This is a genomic window from uncultured Victivallis sp. (genome assembly GCA_944389935.1).
Lineage (GTDB): Bacteria > Verrucomicrobiota > Lentisphaeria > Victivallales > Victivallaceae > Victivallis.
On the sequence record CALXOE010000014.1, the window covers coordinates 20,988 to 36,698 of the forward strand.

General features: G+C 60.0%; 12 protein-coding genes. 9 read left to right on the forward strand and 3 right to left on the reverse strand.

Translation table 11 applies throughout. The annotated features are described in order from the left end of the window. Window positions 1-61: 61 nt before the first annotated feature. Window positions 62-2,014, reverse strand: coding sequence for a hypothetical protein (locus Q0J85_RS06150; protein ID WP_294479205.1), 1,953 nt, complete (start codon window positions 2,012-2,014; stop codon window positions 62-64). Beyond that, a complete protein-coding gene (locus Q0J85_RS06155; RefSeq protein WP_294479207.1) occupies window positions 2,011-3,150 on the reverse strand; it encodes a DUF3142 domain-containing protein in 1,140 nt (379 codons plus the stop codon). The genes Q0J85_RS06150 and Q0J85_RS06155 overlap by 4 nt, the downstream gene beginning before the upstream one ends. Window positions 3,151-3,397: 247 nt before the next feature. On the opposite strand from Q0J85_RS06155, the gene Q0J85_RS06160 reads away from it, so the two are divergent. The 5 genes from Q0J85_RS06160 to Q0J85_RS06180 all read left to right on the forward strand — a co-directional run bounded on the left by Q0J85_RS06160 (window position 3,398) and on the right by Q0J85_RS06180 (window position 9,412). Beyond that, window positions 3,398-5,029, forward strand: coding sequence for a TolC family protein (locus tag Q0J85_RS06160; protein ID WP_294479209.1), 1,632 nt, complete (start codon window positions 3,398-3,400; stop codon window positions 5,027-5,029). A 129-nt stretch (window positions 5,030-5,158) separates the two neighbouring features. After that, the gene (gene def / locus Q0J85_RS06165; protein WP_294479210.1) at window positions 5,159-5,752 is read left to right on the forward strand and encodes a peptide deformylase; all 594 of its coding nucleotides are present in this window, start codon (window positions 5,159-5,161) and stop codon (window positions 5,750-5,752) included. A 4-nt stretch (window positions 5,753-5,756) separates the two neighbouring features. Next, a complete protein-coding gene (locus tag Q0J85_RS06170; RefSeq protein WP_294479211.1) occupies window positions 5,757-6,680 on the forward strand; it encodes a hypothetical protein in 924 nt (307 codons plus the stop codon). Continuing rightward, complete coding sequence (locus tag Q0J85_RS06175; protein WP_294479213.1) at window positions 6,673-7,404, forward strand: hypothetical protein; 732 nt, start codon at window positions 6,673-6,675, stop codon at window positions 7,402-7,404. The genes Q0J85_RS06170 and Q0J85_RS06175 overlap by 8 nt, the downstream gene beginning before the upstream one ends. 22 nt (window positions 7,405-7,426) lie before the next feature. After that, window positions 7,427-9,412: an alpha-galactosidase gene (locus Q0J85_RS06180; RefSeq protein ID WP_294479215.1), complete on the forward strand. Its 1,986-nt coding sequence runs from the start codon at window positions 7,427-7,429 to the stop codon at window positions 9,410-9,412. A 65-nt stretch (window positions 9,413-9,477) separates the two neighbouring features. Here Q0J85_RS06180 and Q0J85_RS06185 read toward each other — a convergent pair whose 3' ends face one another. Next, entirely contained in the window at window positions 9,478-10,785 is a 1,308-nt protein-coding gene (locus tag Q0J85_RS06185; RefSeq protein ID WP_294479217.1) for an FAD-dependent oxidoreductase, read from the reverse strand. A 167-nt stretch (window positions 10,786-10,952) separates the two neighbouring features. On the opposite strand from Q0J85_RS06185, the gene Q0J85_RS06190 reads away from it, so the two are divergent. The 4 genes from Q0J85_RS06190 (at window position 10,953) to Q0J85_RS06205 (ending at window position 15,639) form a co-directional block, all read left to right on the forward strand. Then, window positions 10,953-11,858: a helix-turn-helix domain-containing protein gene (locus tag Q0J85_RS06190; RefSeq protein WP_294479219.1), complete on the forward strand. Its 906-nt coding sequence runs from the start codon at window positions 10,953-10,955 to the stop codon at window positions 11,856-11,858. Between the two features lie 49 nt (window positions 11,859-11,907). Continuing rightward, a complete protein-coding gene (locus Q0J85_RS06195; protein ID WP_294479220.1) occupies window positions 11,908-12,426 on the forward strand; it encodes a hypothetical protein in 519 nt (172 codons plus the stop codon). A 47-nt stretch (window positions 12,427-12,473) separates the two neighbouring features. Beyond that, window positions 12,474-12,842 carry a hypothetical protein gene (locus tag Q0J85_RS06200; RefSeq protein WP_294479222.1) on the forward strand — a complete coding sequence of 123 codons (369 nt, stop codon included), beginning with the start codon at window positions 12,474-12,476 and terminating at the stop codon, window positions 12,840-12,842. Window positions 12,843-12,978: 136 nt separating this feature from the next. Beyond that, the gene (locus tag Q0J85_RS06205; RefSeq protein WP_294479223.1) at window positions 12,979-15,639 is read left to right on the forward strand and encodes a valine--tRNA ligase; all 2,661 of its coding nucleotides are present in this window, start codon (window positions 12,979-12,981) and stop codon (window positions 15,637-15,639) included. Window positions 15,640-15,711 lie beyond the last annotated feature (72 nt).

Consider the following 15,711-nt stretch of genomic DNA (forward strand, 5'->3'; position numbering starts at 1 on the left):
AACCTCCTCCCCGTTGGTGTTGGAGTAATATAATCCCGGTTTGCGCATTATGCAATCCCGTTTACAGCGTTGCGGCGCGGGTGATCTCCTCGAGCGGGGGCTGCGGCAGAAGCGGGGCTTTCAGAATGAGGTCCCGGAGTCCCGGTGCCGCCGGCAGCCAGTTGCGTTTGCGCGCCGCCTCCGCGAGCGGAGAGCCCGCGCAGTCGCAGAGCATGCGGTAGTAACCGTCCGCCTCGTCGGGATGGCGTTTGGCGAGGACGAATCCCGCGGCCCAGAATCCCGCCGCCCGGAGCGCCGGATCTTCGGAGAGCGCCCCCGCGCGCGCGAAATAGTCCGCCGCGATCCGGCGGTAGTGGAATCTCCGCGAGATCCGGTTCCGGTTCGGCAGCTCGGCTTTCCAGAAGAAGAGGCGTGAACCGTCCACGGAGATCTGGCCGTTTCGCCAGTTTTCCGACGGCAGTTCCGGGTAGTTCCCGTCCAGGTAGAAGAGATCCGGTTCGAGTTCCGTTCCGCGCAGTTCAAATCCTTTCTGCATCAGAAGCCGGCCGAGTTCAAAAAGCGCGAGCGCGCGTTCGTTTTTCGACCGTTCCGGATCATTCGCCGCGATGCTGGTTTCGATGTAGAGTTCATGGAGCGGCAGGAGCTGAGGCGGGAAAAACTCTCCGGCTTCGCGGACGCGGTTCTCCCGCATGAGCCGTCTCGCGAGCAGATAACGCACTTCCGTACCGTATCGGTTCTCCGGAGTTGCAGTATGGTTGCGGCAGTATTCGATCAGAGTGTCGGTTGGGAGCAGCTGTTCGGCGACCACGGCAGCGTCAACCCAGCTTCCGGCCTGCAGAAAAGCGTGGAGCGCCTCGAGAAAGTCCTCCCGGTCGACGTGAATCGCACCGAGCACCCCGTGCACATCGCGGGAGAACTCCGGAGAGCCGCTCCAGGTTTGACGCAGCTTTTCTCCGGCCGGAGAGGAAAATCCTTTCGCGGGGAGGGCCTGTTTCCGGTAGTTCGCAAGCCAGAGCGAGAGTTTTCCGGCGGCTTCTTCCAGATTCCCCTCGCGTTTGGCGAAACGGGCCTCGAGGTAGAGCCGGATGAGGGAATCTTCCGGCAGATACGGCAGCAGCGCGCGACAGCGGTCGAGTTTGTTGTGAAAATAACAGTCCGCCGCGACCCGCTCGAGCACGAGCGGCGTTTCCCCGTTCGGAAGCTCCTTGAGGATCGGGAGCGGATCGAAGATGAGCAGCGCGATTTCCCGCAGCAGCGGATCGCGGAGCACGCGTTCCCGATCGAGCTCCCACGCTTCGGCTGCGAGGCGGAGAAAGTTCTTCTTCCAGAGCGGCGTGATCCGGTCGGCGGGGAGGTAGCGGAGCTGGTCGAACGGGTTGTCCGCGAGCAGCCAGTTGTTGCGGCCGCTGCGTTCGGCGAGGGCGCAGGAGTCGACAAACCCCGCCTGTCTCGCAAGCCGGAGTTCCCGATAGTGGCGGTACGCTGCGTCGGCGCTCTCTTTCAGCGCGAGGTTGCCGAGCATGTAGTGGACCCATGTTGTGCGGAACTTCCGGTCGGCGGCGGGGAGTCCGATCAGCTCTTTCCAGGCGGCGGGCTCCCGGCAGTCCGGATTGTTTTTCATCTCGGCATAGCCGGAGGAGTAGAGATAGAACTCTTTCAGGCATGCGGGCAGCGACCGGGTGTTGAATTTCGGCACTTCCCCGGTACGGCAGGCGCGGTCGTAAGCGAGATAGGAGGCCAGTGCATTCTGCCGCTCTTCTTCCGGGAGAAGCGCGGCGGCGGCAAGAAAGTCGCTCCGGGTCGCGTCGGCGGTCGAGAGCCCGCCGGCGGGGTCCGGTTTGAACGCCCAGGCGTCGGGGTAGAAGTGTTTCCCGAGCAGCTCGAGATCGTATTCGTATTTGAGTTCGGGGCTTCTCGGCGCCTCCGACGCAAGATAGGAGGGCGGGAAGTAGGGCCCGCAGCCGACTGCGGCGGCGGAGGCCCCCAGCAGCAGGGCGGAAAGCAGTCGTTTCATGGTTGTATCTCCTTGACAGCGGGGTGATTGGTTTCGTTGATGAGAAAGGTTGCCGCGCGCACTTTGGCGCCGCACCCGGGAAATTCGACCCTCAGACGCCCGGGCAGAATCCCGAACGGGAGTTTGTCTTGTCCGCATTTCGTCCCCGGTGCGAGCTCGAATTCCCCATGTCGATCGGGCCATTCGAGCGCAAGTTCGAGCGGTTCAAGCCGGAGTTGCGCGCACGGGGTAATCCAGAGCTCCAGCGCATTCGGGGCGACGCGCCGCAGTTCGATTTCAAGACGGGGAGAGGGGAGCTCTCCCCGGTCGAGCGTTTCGACCGAAGTGCGGTCGTAACAGAGGCGGTCTCCCCGGACGGGCAGCCGGAACCAGATCCGTCTGAGATCCGGATTCTCCCGGATCAGAGCTGCGAGCAGTTCCGGGTCGGGTGCCGCAAGACGGTAACGTCGATTTCCGACGGCAGGCGGAGGCGCCCCTTCGGCCGCAATCGCCGCGAATTTCCCGGCCGCATCGAATTCAAGCCGGTAGGCATACGAGGGCAGCGCGATGCGGAACGGCCTTTTGAACTGCCGCGCGCGCCGGATCGCCGTTCGGGCGACCGTTCCGTCGATCAACGCATACGGTTCGTCGATCCGGGCGGGAACGTCGAGTCCGTGCAGTTGAAGCACATAGTAATCCGTCTGCGCGGCGACGGCGGCAAAATCGGCGTGCGCAAGATGGCAGGGCAGGGCCGTCACGGAGAACTCCCTGACCTGCGGGGGCAGGGCGGCACGCAGCGCTTTGAGGTGCCCGGCATATTCGGCCAGCCGCCGTTCCGGGACGTCGGCATCGAGCTGAATGTTCGCGCAGCCGTTCCGCGCGATCTCGGCGGCGAGGCGCGCGAATCCCCCGGAATTCAGCGCGTCGACCCGGAGACGGAAGACCGCCGTGACATCTTCCCGTTTCCAGAGTTCGGGCGGAGCCTCGGAGCGTTCCGTGCGTTTTGCGGAGAGTTCTGCGGCGAAGACCTGCAGTCCGTCGCACGGTTGTTGCGCCGCGGCTCTCACGGCGGCGGTCCATTTCCGCTGCCAGAGGTAATACTCCGCGGCGGAGGCGGGAAGCACAAGCAGCAACAGTGGTAACAGCAACGATTTCAAAGTGGATCATCCAGAATATATTGTCGATGTAAAATCTATCGGCTCAGCGGTGAAATGCAAATTATTTTTCCGCTTTTTTCGCTTTTTTTCCGGCTCGGGACAATAATCCGGGAAGAAACCGCGTTATTTTGCATAATATGACTTGAAAAATCGAAAATGGCGGTTATATTCTTAGGATAACCTAAGATTGTGATGGGAAGATATTTCCTGATACTGGTCAGACAGAGATTTGGGGGGAATGAGAAGTATGGAGTTGAAACACGTGTTCAGATTCGGTGCGTTCGGTCTCCTGCTGGCGGCGGTCGGCGGATGCTACGAGTACACGCCTCCGCCGTCCGCAACGATGAGTGAGTCTTACACGCAGCGCAAACAGGATGGAGCAGACCGGCTTCTGGATGACATTACGGATCTGACTCTTGCCGATGCGCAGCGGATTGCGATCAAGAACAATCCGACTTATATTGCCGCCTTTCACGCGGTCAACGCCGCGCGGATGCGCTATCTGCAGGCCTGGGGCGCTTATTCTCCGACGGTTGGAGCGAGTTTCTCGCTGGGGGACAACCAGAGCTGGACGCGGCGTCCGCACAACACCCCCGGAACGCCGTCCCGGACCGAGAGCATTACGACCAGCACGAATCTGAGTGTGAACTGGATGCTTTTCGACGGTCTGGCCCGTGAATTCAATGTTCTGATCTACAAACATAATTTCAACTATCAGAAACTGCTCGAAGACGATGAGGCCCGCACGATGATGCAGGCGGTCGCCTACGCCTACAACACGGTGCTGCTCGCGATCGAGAACAAGCGGATCGCCGAGGAGGACCGCAAGTTCCAGGAGTCGAGTCTGCGCGATACGCGGCTGAAGTATCAGGCCGGTGCGGTTCCGCTCTCGGACGTGCTGAACTTCGAGATCGCGGTGAACTCCGCTGAAACCGACCTCATCAGCGCGGACTATCAGTATGAGACCGCGATTTATGCGCTGGCGGTTCTGATGGGCTATCCCGAGGGGACGTTCCCGAAAGAGCTGAAGTTCCCCTCCGACTTCAAGACGAATTTCACCGATCTGCCGTCGGTCGACGTGTATCTGGATACGGCACTGGCAAATCGCCCGGACCTCAAAGGCTATCGGGAACAGCTCGAAGTCGCGAAATATCAGATGTATCAGACCTGGAGCGCCTACTCCCCGACGGTGAACGCCTATTTCAACATGGGTTACGGCACGAATTTCAACCGCAGCAAAGGCTGGGAGGGTGCGAGCCACAACGGTGACAGCACGTACAGTGAATCCCCGTCGATCGGTTACGGCCTGACTGCGGACTGGACGCTCTTCGACGGACTCATCCGCGAGAACAAGATCCGCGAATACAAGGCGAATCTGGCGGTTGCGGAGTTTTCGGTCTCCGCCAAGTGGCTCGAAGTCGTCGGCGAAGTCCGCACGGCCTATGCGAATTACGTGCAGAGCGTGAAGCAGACCCGTATCTTTGAAAAGACCCGTGACCTTTCCGCGCAGCAGCGTGATCTGGTCGACGAGGGGTACAAAGCCGGCAACACCGAGTTGACCCGACTGAACGAGGCGCAGCGTGACCTCGTTGAGGCCGAGACGAACCTCGCGAGCAGTTACATCAATATTCAGAATGCGAAAGCGCAGCTTGACGCCGCCGTGGCGGCGAATTCGGCCGCCTATTACGGGGATCCGGAGCACAACGCGCCGGGCGAGATCAAAAATACCCCTGTCGCAGCAGCGGAAGAACCGGATTCGACTCCGGAGCCCGCAAAGCAAACTACGGATGCCGCTCCCGCCGAGGCTGTGGTGGAAGAGCCCGTGGTGCAGCCGCCGGCGATTCCGGCGGATCCGACCCGGGCGCCGGAAAAGAAGTGACAGGACAGGTGTCCTCTTTGACCGTCGGGCCACACCGACGGTTTTTGCGTATCTTGACGCCGGGTCGCACGACGTGGTGCGAGGCGACCGCGGAAGATCATTTTTTTGAACAATAGAACAGGAGGCAGGATGCTCTTCAGAAATAAAAAACGTTACGTCGTTCACACGATGGGGGATCCCGTGCTGCGCGAAGTCGCCCGGCCGGTGGGAGCTGTTACGCCGGAACTCCGGCAGCTTGCAGATCGGATGATCGAAGTCGTGCAGGCGTTTGAGGGAGTGGGATTGGCCGCGCCGCAGGTTGGAGAGTCGATCCGGATGGTGGCGTTCAATCTGCCGATGGAGTCGATGAGTGATCTCCCGAGCGCGGGAGAGGAGAAGCTGCTGCCGAAGATGCCGTTTGTGGTCATCAACCCCGAGATCATCTCCGTTTCGCCCGATACGGAGACGAGGGACGAGGGCTGCCTCTCGCTGCCCGATGTCTGGGCGCCGGTGGAGCGCCCGGCCCGGGTGTTTTTCCGGGCTGTGACGATCGACGGGGAGTTGATCGAATGCGAATGCGGAGGGTTGCTGGGGCGGTGCATCCAGCACGAATTGGATCATCTCGACGGGAAACTGTTCGTCGACCGTGTCGAACCGATTGAACTTGCGAAAGTTGAACGCGAATTGCGCCAGATGCAGCGATACGGGGAGAAACATCACTTCCATCGGATCAAGGTAAAATAGAGCGATGAGCGGTCAGGTCGGATTTTTCAAGGCGTTGTGGGGAAGTTGCTGCGGCACGGCGGTTTTCGAGGAGCTGCGATTCAACCGGGCTTGGCGTGCGGTTCTGCATTTGTTCTGTCTTTCCGTACTCTGTGCTGCGGCGATCACGTTTGTCCAGGGGATGCGGATCATTCCGGAGATCCGGACGGTGGCCGACGGTTTCTTCGATACGTTCGGCGGAGTGCGCGGCAATCAGATGAGTCTGATTCCGCTCACGGATCCCGGTCGGGCGCGTACGTTTGACTTTTCTCCGGATGGCGGGAGGATCTTCTACTTTCCCGCGGCGCCGGACGGGGTTGTGATTCCGGATCAGGAGCTGCAGCTGCTCAAGCTCGGAATCATCTGGATGCCGCGCCGGGTGGTGTATCTGCTCCACGAATCGGGCAGCGATTTCTGGCGGACGATGGAGCAGGGCCGGAGCGGCGTTCTCGAGTTCGGGCAATATTCCACGGCGGAGCTGCGTGAGTACCTGGCCGCGTTGAGAGAGTCGGCCGCTTCGCCGGATCAGGTGGATGAGGAATCCATGGTGGAGTTGACACGCGGCGGCGGACTCCGGACGCTGGAAGTCATGTTTGCGCTGGTGGTGTTTGTCTGGAATTTTCTGGCGGTGTTCTGGGTGGCGGTTCTTTACACGTCGTTGTTTGCACTGGTTTTCCGTTTTGCGGGAGGCGGGCGGCTGCAGACGCTGTCGTTCGGAGAGTTCTGGAAGATCGGCGTTTACGCCGGTTTCCCGGTGATGCTGGTCGCCAGTTGCTTTCCGGCGTTCGATCTGCCGTTTTTCAGGTACAGTACAGTGTTCATGGTCGGGCTGATGGTTTATTGGCTGTTGATTGTCGGTCGAATCGAACGAGCCGGAATCAAGCCGGGAGGAGGAGAGTCCAATGAGTGAAGAAAATGATTTTCTGCGGATGCAGAACTGGTATCCGGTGCTTGCCGGGCATACGTTTCTGACATCTTTCGTGAAAATGCGTTCGGATGTGATCGCGTGTCTCGCCGCGGGGGAAACCGGAGAGAAAGCGCAGGGGGTCGCGGTGCGTTCCATCATTGAAGATCTGCGGCAGCCTCTGGCGGCGATTCCGGGCAATGCGTTCGTCTGTGTCGACAGCTGCGCTCCGACGGATACGGAGCGGTTCGCATCGAAACGCGGTGCGGTTTACTCTCCGGAGAGTGCGTGGAAGTACCTTGCGCTGAGCAAAAAGGTCCGGGAAGCCGCCGCCGCCGGCCGGGCGCAGTATATCTGCCTCAAGCCGTTCCGGCGCATGAACCGGACGCGGGAGTTCCGTCTGTTTATCTACGAGGGGAAACTCAACGCGATGAGTCAGTATCACCTGATCCGCCATTTTCGGCGGTTGGAGGGGGTGAGGAATTCGTATTGGACGCAGGCCGCGGATTTCATCGACAAGATCTCCTGGCTGCTGCCGGTCAAGACTCTGGTGATGGATATCTACTTCACGAGCACCGGCAAGATTCTGATCATCGACCTGAATCCCTGGGGGGAACCGACCGATCCGCTCCTCGTGCGGGACTGGAACCGGGATTGGGAGACTCCGGCCGGAATGCTGCTGATGGAGCCGCCGACGCGGATTCACGGCGATGTCAACGTTTCATTTTGAGCGGTCGGGAGGAGAGTTTTTCATGGGTATGCTGTTGTCCGGCCCGGTTGAATCGTTCGCAACGCCCGCGGGTTGTTTTGCCTCTTCCAATGCGGGAATCGTCACGATCGGGAACCGGCGTTTTTCCCGCAGCTGGCGGATTACGGAACGGGGGCTGCTTCCCGTATCGATTCTGCTTGACGGCCAGGAGTTGCTCGCCGTGCGCAACGAGACGGTGCAGGAGGAGATCCGGTCCCGGTTTCAGGTGTACGGAGCTCCGTTGACGCAGACCGGAGCTCCGGCGCTGCATGCGCTGCTGGAGCTGGAGTTGCCGACGGGGGGCATGCATTACCATTTCGCGGTCTCTTCCGAGGTGTCGGCGGTGGTGGTCGAACGCACTGCGCCGGAAAGTTCCGGGGATTTCCCGAATAAACCGGAAGCGGCCGATCCGACCGGGCTGGAGGTTGACCCGGACGTTGCGCAGGCGGTTCGGGATCGGGGGTTTTCCTGCTGTGAGAGCTTCCGGGCGGCCTCGGCACATTTGAAATTGCGCGAATTTGTGTTTGCGGATCAGACGGACCGGCATGACAATCTTCTGCGGATCAACGAATACCGCCTTGCCACGGTGGAGAAGATCGCATTGCGTGGAACTTTGTTCGCGGTGGAGGATCCGCTTTCCGGACGGGGCATCATCCTTTTGAAATTCGCTCCGCTTCCGGAACGTCGTCCTCTCACCGATCCGATTGATTTTGAGTGGGATGCTGAAACATTCGCTCTGCATGGGGACCGCTATCCGTGGGCGGTGATCGGTTTTGACGGCGGCTGGATGGGCCTCACGAGGGCGCTTCATCTGTTTCAACGGGAGCTGCGTTGCGTTGTTCCGGGGCGGGACGGGCTGGCGCTCTCGAACACCTGGGGCGACCGCAACCGGGATCAGGCATTGAACGAATCTTTCATGCTCGAGGAGATCGATATCGCCTCTTCGCTCGGCATCGATGTCTGCCAGATCGACGACGGCTGGCAGCGCGGCGTGACGGTCAATTCGGTGAAAGCCCAGGAGTCCGGAGGCGTCTGGGAGGGATATTACGCGGCGAATGCGGGATTCTGGGAAGTGCATCCCGGGCGTTTCCCGAACGGGCTTTCGCCGCTGATGGCGCGGGCGGCGGAAAAGCAGGTCGGACTCGGACTCTGGTTTTCTCCCGATTCGTCGAATGATTTTGCGAACTGGCGGCGCGATGTGGATACGGTCTGCCGTCTGCAGCGGGAGTTCGGCGTGAACTGGATCAAAGTCGACGGCGTGAAGTCACGCACCCGTGCGGGTGAGGCGAATCTCCGCTGTTTTTTCCATGAGGCGCTTGAACGTACCGGCGGGAAGCTGACGTTCGATCTGGATGTGACTGCGGAGATTCGTCCGGGGTATTTCGGCATGCCTGAATTCGGAACGCTGTTTGTCGAAAACCGCTACAGCGACTGGCGGAGATGGTGGCCGTATGCGACGTTCCGGAATCTCTGGGAGCTCTCCCGGGCGGTTCCCCCGGTGCGGCTGCGGTTTGAATGTCTGAATCCGGAGCGCAACCAGGACAAGTACGGGAATGATCCGCTGGCGCCGTATCACTACCGAATGGATTGGATTTTCGCATCGATCATGGTGTCTTCGCCGTTGCTCTGGTGTGAATTGAGCGGTCTTTCCGCTAAGTGCCGCGCGGAATTGAAAGGAATTCTGGCATTGTGGCGGAATTTCCGTGACGAGCTCCATGCTGGTGTCGCCTGGCCGGTCGGACCCTGCCCGGACGGGACGACGACTTCCGGATTTTTCACGGCGACGACGGATCAGTCGATCTGCCACCTGATTCTGCTGCGCGATCTCGACCGGGAGGAGACGCGCGAGATCGATCTGCCGGTCAAGCTGACCGAGTACGCCATTGCGACGATTGCAGGCGAGGGGCGGTTTGAGTTGGCCGGGAAGCGCGGGATTCGCTGTACGCTCCCGGCGGAACGCAGTTATCTCTGGCTGCGTTTTTCACGATAGGTTTGAACGAAAAAGCCCCGGAGCCGGCTGAGACCGTGTTTCCGGGGCTTTTGGTGTATCCGGGTTCAGGGGCGAACGCCGGAGGCGAGGAGTTTCTGCTGAATTTCGCGCACATCGACATCCCGGACGGAGATGTTTTTGCGTGCGGCGATGGCGGCGGCGATGCCGGTTCCCTGACCGATGTTCAGGCAGATCGGCATGACGCGGAAGTTCGAGTGCGCCTTATGGCTGCCGTCGATATTCCGTCCCGAAAGCAGCAGGCCGTCGAGTTTCTCCGGGATGCAGCAGCGGTATGGAATCGAGTATTTCCCTTTGGATTTGAAGTGCTTTTGGGCGCCGTGCTCGTCGAGCCCCGGGCCTTTCAGGCTGTGAATGTCGAAATTGAACGAATTGCGTGTGGCGATCCAGTCGTCGAAGAGTTTCGCCTCGACGATGTCGAACTCCGTGAGCTGATAGAGCGCCTTGAAGTGGCGGGTTTCGCGCACACCGACGTTCGATGCGCTCGTAACGGCGTAGCAGTTCTCGTAGCCGGGTACGAATTCGCGCAGGAAGAGGATGATTTTCTCCATCTGGTCGCGGCAGACGAGTTCCGCTTTCGTCAGGTCGCGCACATCGGTTCCGTTGATGTTGATGACGTTCGTCATGTTCACGCAGACTTCACCCGGGAGCGGCGCTTCGTAGAGCAGCACGTGGCCGGCGGGGAACGGGAGGTGTTGGTGACCGAGCGCCTGAATTTCCCCTTTCGGCAGGTCGATCAGCGTTTCAAAACTGCCGGGGTAGACGGCGTGTTCCCGATCGACGCCGCCGATGCGGAACATCAGGGTAACCGGCTGGCAGATATTGTCCCCGGGGCGACCGAGAACGAATTCCGCACCCGCCTCGGCCGCGACGTCGCCGTCGCCGGTTGCGTCGATCACCGTGTGGGCGAGAATGACTTCGCGCCCGGATTTGCTCTCGGTGATGACCCCTTTCACGCAGTTGTTTTCGACGATCGCCCCGGCGATGCGGGTATGGTATTGAATCGTGACGCCGGCTTCGAGCAGGAGTTTCTGCATGACGCTTTTCTGCACTTCATGGGCGTTCGCCCAGTGTGAGTGCGGCAGGCCGGAATCGGCCGGCAGGAGCGGAGATTGTTCGGCCAGTTGAAAAATCTCGTCGAGCAGCGGGGACTCGGTGCCGCCGCTCCAATGGGACATCATGCCGGAAGTGGCCATGCCGCCGAGGCAGTTTGCATTTTCGATCAGCATGGTTTTCGCACCGGCCCGGGCGGCGCCGAGGGCGGCGCCGATTCCGGCCGGACCGCCACCTGCGACGAGGACTTCGGTTTCTGCAACGATCGGCAGTTGCTTCGCGGGTTCCTGATAGAATTTCATCGTGATCTCCTTGATTTGGAAATTTTGGTCGCCGAATGGTTTCGCACTCCGGCAGCGGAATGGCGCCGTCACCGCTTCCGTTTTCTTATAATTTAACGGTTTTTTCGGTCGAAACCTTGAAAAATCGGGGATCAAATCTTAAATTATTACAGAAATGGAGTTTGCACATGGATTTGCAGAATGCAATTCGACATCTGGAATTGAAGCTCGGGACCGTGATCGATCTGGAGGTCCTGCATCCGGCATTTGCGGAGATGCCGGAACTCCAGCTTGCTCCCGACCAGTACCATCACCACGGCGATTTCTGCCGCTGGGCGAAGAAACAGCCCGGAGGGCTTTCCGTCTGTTCCGCCAACAAGGCCCGCAGCCGGAAAATCGCTCTCCGCGGCCGTCCGTTCTGGGGATTCTGCCCGAAAGGGGTTTGGGATTACGCGCATCCGGTGATTTTCGAGGGAAATCTTGCCGCGATCATCTACCTCGGCTACCTGCTGCCGCCCGGACAGGAGTTCGCGTCCGGCTGGAATGGCCGCCGTCCCGGGGAGTTGTCGCGCGAGCGACGCAGTGAAATCGCCCGTTACGCCGCGTTTCTCGGGGAGTACGTGATCCTGGAACTTGAGTCCTATCGTGAATCCCGGGGCGGGTGCGGCAAAAAACGCGGCGATGAGTTCTACATGGAGCAGTGCCGCCACTTCATCGAACGTTCCTACCACCAGAATCCGGCGCTGAGCGATCTGGCGGAGATTCTGCATGTGAATGTGAATTACCTGGGCGGCGTGATCCGCCGTGCGGGCGGGAAAGGGTTCCGGGAACTGCTCTCCGAGCGGCGGATGCAGGAGGCGGAACTTCTGCTGCGCCACTATCACCGGAAATACTCGATCGGAGAGATCGGACGGCGTTGCGGATTTTCCGACAGCAACTACTTCTGCACGGTGTTCAAGAGCCGGACCGGCATGTCGCCGCGCGAGTTCATCCACCGCTGCGCGGCAGAAACGCAGGAGTCACAGCCGGACGTGTCCTCCGGAAATCCTCCGGTGTTGCCGGAGGCGGAGTCCGGCCGCACTTCGGTCCTGTGACCGTTATTCGACGAGCTCGCCGACGAGAGGAAGTCCGGAAAATCTCATCATGATGATGACTGATGTTCGGATCGCTTTCCTGATTTCAGTCGACGGCCGAGTTGTGGAATTCAAGCGAAATACCGCGCCAGCGGAACGTACGGATTCATGTCGAGTCATACCACATAATGCAGCGCCTTATTGCCATATGCCAGCCGGATTTTCCCGGAAAGCTCCTCCGTCCGTTCCGGAATGCTTCTCCCCGCAGCGAGTCTGGAACGGTGGCATGGCCGTCGAACGGACGTGTGAGAAAACCGAAGAAAGAATCATTGTGATATTTCTCAGTGGAACTCTCCGGAGCCATACGCAACATCTTCCGACTCCAGTCGCGGTGACTCGCAGCCTCGCTGCCGGTGGCAGCGGCACCTGCGTTCTTTCCGCCTTGTTCGGCCGGGGAGGGGCACGGAATTTCGCCCATGGCAAGCTCGTCCGGCATCACGGAACTGACTGGAATCATCAACCAATGCCCACGATGATTTTTTTTGAAAAATTTTTTGTTTCAATGGAAAAAAATCATTTGCGGATGTAGTTTAAAAGATATTCTTTCAGCTTTATAATCATGGAGTCGCGCGGCTTGTGAAAAAACGCATTTTAATTTTGATTCTGATATTTGCCGGAACCGGTTTCTTCGCCGCGCCGAAAGCCGAGGCGATGGATCCGGTGACCATTGCGATTCTCGCGCCCGCCGCGATGCGCATGGCCGAGGCGACGCATCCCTATGTCATGTACGGACTCGGGTGCGCTGCGCGCGGCCTCGCGAAAGCCGGGATGGCCGGCTTCCGGATCCTCTACCTGCCGTGGGGGATCGTGCAGTGCACCCTCGGGCTTCCGCTCGGCGGTTTCGGGCCCGGCGTCGGAAACATCATCGAGGGAGGCGTTGCGCCGTTCGAGCTCGTGTTCCGGATTCTGATGCTGCCGGTCAACCTCTTCGGCGTAGATGTGTGACGCCGGGGGCGCCGCCCCCCCTCGGAAAAAATCGGATTTTCCGGAGAACTCCCCGCGAAATTGCGCCGGATTCATGCTATATTAATCCGGTATACGTCATTGATAACCAGAGACACTATGGAGTGAAAAGTACGATATGAGCACACGCGAATCTTTGCCGCGCGCTTACGAGCCCGCCGCGGTGGAAGCCAAATGGTATCCGCATTGGGAGAAGTCCGGCTATTTCCACGGGAAACCGAATCCGCAGAAGAAACCCTATTCGATCGTGATTCCGCCGCCGAACGTCACCGGAATCCTGACGCTCGGGCACGTGCTCAACAACACGCTTCAGGACATCCTGATCCGCTACCACCGCATGAAAGGCGAAGAGGTGTGCTGGTTTCCCGGTACGGACCACGCCGGCATCGCGACCGAGGCGCGGGTCGAGAAGTATCTGCGCCAGAAAGAGAACACCTCCCGCGATCAGCTCGGGCGCGAGGAGTTCATCCGCCGCGTCTGGCAGTGGAAAGGGGAGTTCGGCGGCAAGATCATCCGGCAGCTCCGCACGCTCGGCTGCTCCTGCGACTGGGAGCGCGAACGATTCACGATGGACGAGGGGCTCTCGGCCGCCGTGCGCAAGGTGTTTGTGGAACTTTACAAAAAGGGGTACATCTACCGCGGTCAGCGCATGATCAACTGGTGTCCGGTCGCGAAGAGCGCGCTCTCGGATGAAGAGGTGATCTATAAGGACGTTGCGGGCAAATTCTACTATTTCCGCTATCCGCTTTCGGACAATTCCGGTTATCTGGTCGTGGCGACGACCCGTCCCGAGACGATGTTCGGCGATACCGCCGTCGCCGTGAATCCGGAGGACGAACGCTACAAACACCTGATCGGCAAGACCGTGAAGCTGCCGTTGACCGACCGCGAAATCCCGATCATCGGCGACGTTCACGCCGACCCGACCAAGGGAACCGGCTGCGTGAAAATCACCCCCGCGCACGACCCGAACGACTTCGAGGTCGGCAAGCGCCACAACCTCGAGGTCATCAACGTCATGAATCCGGATGCGACGCTCAACGCGCGCGCCGGGAAAGAGTTCGAGGGGCTCGACCGCTTCGCCGCGCGCGACAAGGCCGTCCGGATGATGGAGGAGCAGGGGCTGCTCGAAAAGGTCGAGGAGATCCGGCACGCTGTCGGCTACTCCGAGCGCGGCGACGTTCCGATCGAGACGCTCGTGAGCTACCAGTGGTTCTGCAACATGAAAGAGCTCGCGAAGCCCGCGATCGAAGCGGTGCAGTCCGGGAAAATCAAATTCTATCCCGAGCGCTGGAGCAAGACCTATTTTCACTGGATGGAGAACATTCAGGACTGGTGCATTTCGCGTCAGATCTGGTGGGGACACCGGATTCCCGCCTGGTACAACGACGCGACCGGCGAAGTCTACGTCGGCGAGGATGCCCCGACCGCTCCGGGAGAATGGCGCCAGGAGGAGGATGTGCTCGACACCTGGTTCAGCAGCTGGCTGTGGCCGTTCTCAATCATGGGGTGGCCGGAAAAGACCGAAGAACTCAAGTACTTCTATCCAACCTGCGACCTCGTGACGGGGCCGGACATCATCTTCTTCTGGGTCGCCCGCATGATCATGGCCGGGTGCGAGTTCATGAAGGAAATTCCGTTCAGGAACGTCTATTTCACGAGCATCATCCGCGACGAGCAGGGGCGGAAACTCTCGAAGTCGCTCGGGAACTCTCCGGATCCGCTCGACGTGATCGCCGAGTACGGCGCGGATGCGCTGCGTTTCACAATCACCTACATCGCGCCGGTCGGGATGGATATCCGTTACAGCAACGAGAAGTGCGAGATCGGCAAGACTTTTGCGAACAAACTCTGGAACGCCTGCCGCTTCCGGCAGATGCAGGGGGAGACTTCCGCACACTTCCGCGCGTTGCCGGAAAACATCGTCGCGGCGCTTTCCGGCGATGAGCGCTGGATGCTTGCGAAACTTGACGCGGCGATCGATTCGATCGACACGGCGATTGCGGAATTCCGGTTCCATTCCGCCGCGCATGAGGTGTACGATCTGGTCTGGTCGAGCTTCTGCGACTGGTTCATCGAGGCGGAAAAAGTGCCGATGCGCGCGGGCGGCGCGGAGAAAGAGCGGGCACTGGCGGTGCTCGACTACGCGCTCTACCGGATTCTGCGGCTGCTGCACCCGTTCATGCCGTTCATCACGGAGGAGCTCGCGCATCAGATGGGATTCCTCGGGGAGGCGGAGACGATCATGTTCGAGCCGTTCCCGGAGGATGACGGGTTCCGGAATGCGGACGCTGCGACGCTCGCGCGGATCGACGGCAAGTTCGAGCTGGTGCGCGCGGGGCGCTTCCTGAAAGCTTCCTACAATCTGCCGGACGGAAAGAAAGTGAAGTTCTTCGTGAAAGCGGTCGATGCGGAGTCGCTCGCGTTCCTTGAGTCGGAAAAGGCGTCGATGATGAGTCTGCTGAACGCCGAAGAGATCGAATTTTCGCTTGCGGACTATGATCCGGCGGCGAATGGCGCGGCACCCTCGCGGGTGTGTGCGCTCGGGACGGTCTATCTGCCGCTGGCCGGTTTGATCGACGTCGCTGCGGAAAAGACGAAGCTCGAGAAGCAGAAAAAGGAGCTGACCGGCTGGATCGCCGGAACGAAAGCGCGTCTCGGCAACGAAAAGTTCCTCGCAAAAGCGCCGGAGAACGTCGTCGCGGATACGAAAGCACAGCTTGCGTCCATGGAGGAGAAACTCGCGCGCACGGAGGAACTGCTCGATTCGTTGAATTGAGTTTGCGAATCCCCCCAGTGTCGGCGGGGAGTTGGAATATCGTTCGATTATACGCGGCAAAGACAACGGCAT